Source organism: Microbacterium sp. BF1, assembly GCF_019279095.1.
GTDB lineage: Bacteria > Actinomycetota > Actinomycetes > Actinomycetales > Microbacteriaceae > Microbacterium > Microbacterium maritypicum.
Genome location: NZ_JAGYWT010000628.1, coordinates 1 through 1,279, shown reverse-complemented (window position 1 = coordinate 1,279; position 1,279 = coordinate 1). Strand labels below are relative to the sequence as shown.

The 1,279-nt window shown below is 66.7% G+C and carries 2 protein-coding genes; both read left to right on the top strand.

Annotation, left to right across the window (positions count from 1 at the left end):
* Positions 1-212: hypothetical protein (locus KZA10_RS15565; RefSeq protein WP_218683339.1), on the top strand; the 212-nt coding region annotated here is incomplete at its 5' end.
* A gap of 94 nt (positions 213-306) precedes the next feature.
* Positions 307-1,279, top strand: a 973-nt coding sequence (locus KZA10_RS15560; RefSeq protein ID WP_218683338.1) for an Rv2578c family radical SAM protein, incomplete at its 3' end; no start/stop codon positions are given.

Genomic DNA, 1,279 nt, shown 5'->3' with positions numbered 1-1,279 from the left:
CGAGCGTCGTGTTCCCGGTCGACGGGCAGCCGGAGGGTGCGTCCGTGTCGGAAGGCGGCAAGACGCTCACCGTTCCCGGCCAGGGCGTGTACATGTCGCCGGAGGACGGCACCGGACCGGAACCGATCGACAACAGGACCCCGATCGCGGTCACGGCGACACCGATCGGCAATGCAGGTCCGCGGATCGGGGACCGCGGTGCCGCATGCTGAGGGTGCGGCAGGAAGGGCATTGATCCATCCTCTCATTCGAAGATAGGTTGCAGAGTCGCTTGCGTTAACATCGTCTTTCTGTTCGAATTGTCGAATGAGGTGGCAGGGACAGAAGCTCGGAGAGACGGATGCAGCGGCGCTGCCCGGCCTCGAAGACCGATCGAGCGTCCTGCGCTCCGTCACGACTCCCGAGTTCGCCGGGATGACGTTCCACGAGGTGCTGTCGAAGTCGGCGCTGAATCATGTGCCCGGCGCCTCGCGCATGCCCTTCGCCTGGACGATCAACCCCTATCGGGGGTGTTCGCATGCCTGCGTGTATTGCTTCGCCCGCGGAACCCACGAGTACCTCGACCTCGACGGCGGGGCCGACTTCGACTCGCAGATCGTCGTCAAGGTCAACGTGGTGGAGGTGCTCGAGAAGGAGCTGCGACGCGGCAGCTGGGAGCACGAGACCGTCGCCCTCGGCACCAACACCGACCCGTACCAGCGGGCCGAGGGCAGGTACAAGCTCATGCCTGGCATCATCGAGACCCTCGCCGCGTCCGGCACCCCGATCTCGATCCTCACGAAAGGGACGCTGATCCGCCGGGACATCCCGCTGCTCGTGAAGGCCGCGAAGCGGGTGCCGATCGATGTGCAGATGTCGATCGCGATGTACGACGACGACCTGCAGAAGGCGATCGAGCCCGGGGCTCCGACGACTCAGGCGCGACTCGACACCGTGCGGGCGCTGGCGGATGCCGGGTTCCCGGTGACCGTGTTCCTCATGCCGATCATGCCGCACATGACCGACTCGCTCGCCGCGATCGACAGTGCCCTCGTGCGCATCAAGGAGGCCGGGGCGCGCGCCGTCATCTACGGAGCGCTGCACCTTCGTCCGGGAGTGAAGCCGTGGTTCTTCGAGTGGCTCGGCGAGGCGCGACCCGACCTGGTGTCGTCTTACCGCGGGCTGTACCCGGGAGCGTCGGCCGAGGCCCCGAAGGGGTACCGACAGTGGCTCGCCAAGCGCACCCGTCCGCTGATCCGCATGCACGGCCTCGACGGCCGCCACGAAGACGATTACTCCC